At 77.6% G+C, this 4,031-nt stretch carries 5 protein-coding genes; 4 read left to right on the forward strand and 1 reads right to left on the reverse strand.

The features are described 5' to 3' along the window. A partial coding sequence (locus MNZ27_RS22845) for a response regulator transcription factor (protein ID WP_242396371.1) occupies window positions 1-453 on the reverse strand: 453 nt, incomplete at its 3' end. Between the two features lie 102 nt (window positions 454-555). Between MNZ27_RS22845 and prmA the strand changes: the two genes are divergently transcribed. The 4 genes from prmA to MNZ27_RS22865 form a co-directional block, all read left to right on the forward strand. Next, the gene (prmA, locus tag MNZ27_RS22850; protein ID WP_242396372.1) at window positions 556-1,413 is read left to right on the forward strand and encodes a 50S ribosomal protein L11 methyltransferase; all 858 of its coding nucleotides are present in this window, start codon (window positions 556-558) and stop codon (window positions 1,411-1,413) included. After that, entirely contained in the window at window positions 1,410-2,135 is a 726-nt protein-coding gene (locus MNZ27_RS22855) for a 16S rRNA (uracil(1498)-N(3))-methyltransferase (RefSeq protein ID WP_242396373.1), read from the forward strand. Before prmA ends, MNZ27_RS22855 begins: the two co-directional genes overlap by 4 nt. 56 nt (window positions 2,136-2,191) lie before the next feature. Then, on the forward strand, window positions 2,192-3,481 hold the full coding sequence (locus MNZ27_RS22860) for an RDD family protein (protein ID WP_242396374.1): 1,290 nt from the start codon (window positions 2,192-2,194) through the stop codon (window positions 3,479-3,481). Window positions 3,482-3,513: 32 nt separating this feature from the next. After that, window positions 3,514-4,031, forward strand: a 518-nt coding sequence (locus MNZ27_RS22865; RefSeq protein ID WP_456298398.1) for a GspE/PulE/PilB domain-containing protein, incomplete at its 3' end; no start/stop codon positions are given.

Raw genomic sequence — 4,031 nt, forward strand, 5'->3', positions numbered from 1 at the left:
GGGGGGCCCCTCCGTCGCCGCGGCCGGCCTGCCGTCGAGCCGGGGCGGCGCGGGCGGCGCGGGGGGAGGCGGCGGCGCGGGCGCGTCGCCGTTCAGGAGCGCCGCGGCGCGGCCGAGCAGCTCGGCGAGCTCGAACGGCTTCTTGAGGTAGTCGTCCGCGTGCGTGCGGGTACGGCGGTGAGCCTCGATGGCCGCGTCGGTCGCCTCCCCCGTGTAGAGGAGGAGCGGCACGGTGGAGAGCGCGCGCTTCAGCCGGTTGCACACCGAGAAGCCGCTCATGTCCGGCAGCTCCGCCGCGAGGAGGATCAGCTCGGGCGGCGTCTGCTTGCAGCTCTCGACGGCGGGCTCGCCGGCGGCGACCGCGGTGACGGAGAATCCCGCGGAGCCGAGGGCATGGCGGATCTCCTCGGCGAGGCCGGCGTCCGGCTCGACCAGGAGGACGTGGAGGCTCATGGCGACGGGCATGCTACCGCCGAACCGTCGAACACGAAAAAGCGCGAGCGGAACGATATCGTTCCGCTGGCCCCGCGGGCGCAGACCGGGTACCTAACGCTCGTGCCGACCTACTCCGTCACCGTCGAGACCGATCAGCCCCGCGCCGAGGACCTCTCCGTCGAGCTGTGGGATCGCGGGGCGAGCGGCGTCGAGGTGCGGGATGGGGAGGGGATCCCCATGCCGGGCCTCCCGCGCCCGCCCCCGGGCCGGGCCATCCTCGTCGCCTGGTTCGACGATCGCGAGGACGCCGCCGGCGCGGCCGCCGCGCTCGGCGGTGAGATCGCCGAGGTGCCGGAGGAGGACTGGAGCGAGACCTGGAAGGAGGGGCTCGGCCCGATGATCATCGGCCGCGTCTTCGTCCGACCCTCGTGGGTGGACGCGCCGGTGCCCGCCGGGCTCGCCGAGGTCGTGCTCGATCCCGGGATGGCCTTCGGCACCGGCACGCACCCCACCACGTCCCTCTGCCTCGCCGCGCTGTCGGAGCGGCTCGCCGCCCGGCCCGGCGCCGCGGTGCTCGACGTCGGCACCGGCTCCGGCCTCCTCGCGATCGCCGCCCGGAAGCTCGGCGCGGGCCGGGTCGCCGGCAACGACAACGACCCCGTCGCGGTCGGCGTCGCCCGCGAGAACGCCGCCCGGAACGGCGCCGCGGTCGAGCTGACCGTCGAGCCGCTCTCCGCGATCCGCGGACCGTTCGACGTCGTGGTCGCGAACATCCTCGCGAACACGCTCGTCGAGCTCGCCCCCGGCATCGCCGCCCAGCTCGCGCCGGGCGGGGTGGTGCTCCTCTCCGGGATCCTCGGGCCGCAGGAGGACGAGGTCCGGGCGGCGTACGTCGCGCAGGGGCTCGAGCCGCTCCCGGGGAGCGACCGCCGCGCGGGCGAGTGGAGCCTCCTCGCGCTGGAGAGGCCGCGCGGGTGACGGTCCGGCGGGTCCACCTGCCGGCGGAACGCATCGCGGCGGGGCGCGCCGCGCTCACCGACGAGGCGCGCCACTATCTGCGGGACGTGCTGCGGCTCCTCCCCGGCGACGCCGTGGAGGTCTTCGACGGGGCCGGGGCCGCGTACGACGCGACCGTCGGCGACCGGTTCGAGGCGCTCGTGCTCGGCGCGCGCCGCGAAGCCGCGGCCGTCGCCGCGCGGGTCTCGCTCCTGTTCGCGCTCTCGAAGGGCGAGAAGATGGATCTCGTCGTCCAGAAGGCGACCGAGCTCGGGGCCTCGGCCGTGGCGCCGTTCGCGGCGGAGCGATCGGTGGTGCGGCTCGACGCCGAGAAGGGGGCGGAGCGCGCGGACCGGTGGCGCCGGATCGCGGCGGAGGCCGCCCGGCAGTGCGGGCGCCACGACGTCCCCGAGGTCCGCCCGCCCGCGCCGCTCGCCGCCGCCCTCGCCGCGCTCCCGCCTGGCGCCGTCAAGTACGTGTTCCACCCGGGCGGCGCGCCGCTCGCGGTCGATTCGCCGGAGCCGGAGGCCGCGGCGTACGTCGCGGTCGTCGGGCCGGAGGGCGGCCTCACCGAGGCCGAGGTCCAGGCGTGCGAGCGGGCGGGCGCGCGGCGCGCCGCGCTCGGACCCCGCGTCCTCCGCGCGGAGACCGCGGCCATCGTCGCGGTGACGCTGCTCCAGGCACGGTTCGGGGATCTCGCTTGAAGGGCGCGCCCGGCCCCTTCCTTGACCCCCCTCCGATCCGCTCGTAGCCTCGGGGCGTGAGCTGCCCGCGCTGCCACCGGGAGACGAGCGACGAGGCGATGTTCTGCCCCGGGTGCGGCGCCCCGCTCGCGCTCGGACCCGAGCTCGACCCCGGCCCGCTCGACGCGGCGGTCTCCCTCGATCGGCGCGCTGCCACGCGGCCGCCGGACGGGGTGCCCATGATCGCCCGGACCCTCGACCTGGCGCAGGCGCAGGGCGGCCCGCTCGCGGTAGGGACCTCGACCTCGGGGCGGGACGCTCCAGCCGTGCTCCACGGCGGCGACCAGCCGGCTGCGCCGCTCCCGCGCCGCTCGCCGCGCCGGGACGCGGTCGCCGCCGCGCCGGACGCGTCGCGGTCGCACTGGAACCTCGGACGCGCGCTGGGCACCGCCGCGAGCCAGACGTTCTCCGGCACCGCGCCGCTGCCCGCCGCGGCGGAGCGGACCTTCTCTCCGGGGGCGCCGCTCACCGCCCGCGGCGCAGACCGGACGTTCTCCGGCATCGCGCCGCCGCCCCGCGCGGCGGAGCGGACGTTCTCTCCGGGGACGCCACTCACCGCCGACGAGGCCGACCGGACGTTCTCGGGGACCGCGCGCGTGGCCGAGGAGCGGACGTTCTCGCGAGGCGCGCCGCCCGTCCTCGACGACGGGCAGGCCTTTCCGCTCGCGCCTCCCGCGCCGCGCCACGTCCCGCCCCTCGCGCCGCCGGGCCCCGTCGCCGCCGCCCCGGAGCCGTCCGGCTTCCCCTGCGCCCCGCTCGAGGACGAGGACGAGCCCGGCGGCCCGGCCCATGCCGCGCTCGAGGACGAGGGCGAGCCCGCGCTCGACCTGGCCGTGCCCGACGCCGAGGTCGAGGCGGTCGAGGTGCACCTCCGCCGGGCTCCGCCGTCCCGGCGCGCGATCGCGTGGGCGATCGACTGCCTGCCGTTCGGGGCGCTGCTCGGATGGGGCCTGTCTGCGCTCCTCCCCGGGGACGCCGCTGCGTCCCCGTGGGGCCTGGCGGGACGCCTCGCCGAGGACACCGGCCTCGTCACCCCGCTCGCGGCCGGGGTGCTGATCCTGTTCCTCGTGTACCAAACCCTCTGCCACGCCCTCGCCGGAGCGACCCTCGGGAAGTGGATCGCCGGTGTGCGCGTGGCCGGCCCGGACGGCCATCGCCCCTCATTCGGGCGAAGCGCGCTCCGCGCGGCGCTCTCGGTGGCGTCGGTGGCGTTCCTCGGCCTCGGCCTCCTCCTCGCGCTCTTCACCGTGAGCGGGAGGGCGCTGCACGATCTCGTCGCCAGGACCTGGGTGGTCGAGGCGCCTTGACCCTCGCCCGAGGGGGTCCTACAACCGATTTCGTGCCGACGGACCTCGCCGCCCTCCTCGTGGACGAAGGTGCGGTCGCGGCCGACGCGATGGAGCGGGCGCAGGCGCGCCGCGCCGAGGCCGGCGGCGCGCTCGACACCGCTCTGCTCGAGCTCGGGCTCGTGGACGAGCCGCGCCTCCTCGACGCGCTCTCGCGAGCGGCGGAGCTCCCCGCGGCGCCGCCGTCGGCGTGGGACGCCGCCGATCCCAGGGCGCGCCGCGTGTTCCCGTCCCGCGTCGCCGAGCGGCACGGGCTCGCGCCGTTCGCCCTGGAGGACCGGGAGCTCTCCCTGGTCGCCACCTACCCGGTGGACCTCGCGCTCCTCGACGAGATCAGCTTCATGCTGTCGCTCCACCTCGTCCCGTACGTCGCGCCGGAGTGGCGGGTCCGCGGCCTCGTCCACCGCCTCTACGGCGGGCCGCTCGATCCGCGGCTCGCGGCGCTCGCCCAGGGCGCCGAGGCGGCGCCGGCCGCCGGGGGCGAGACGGCCCCCGCCGCGACGGGGGCGCC

The organism is Anaeromyxobacter oryzisoli (assembly GCF_022690765.1).
Lineage (GTDB): Bacteria > Myxococcota > Myxococcia > Myxococcales > Anaeromyxobacteraceae > Anaeromyxobacter > Anaeromyxobacter oryzisoli.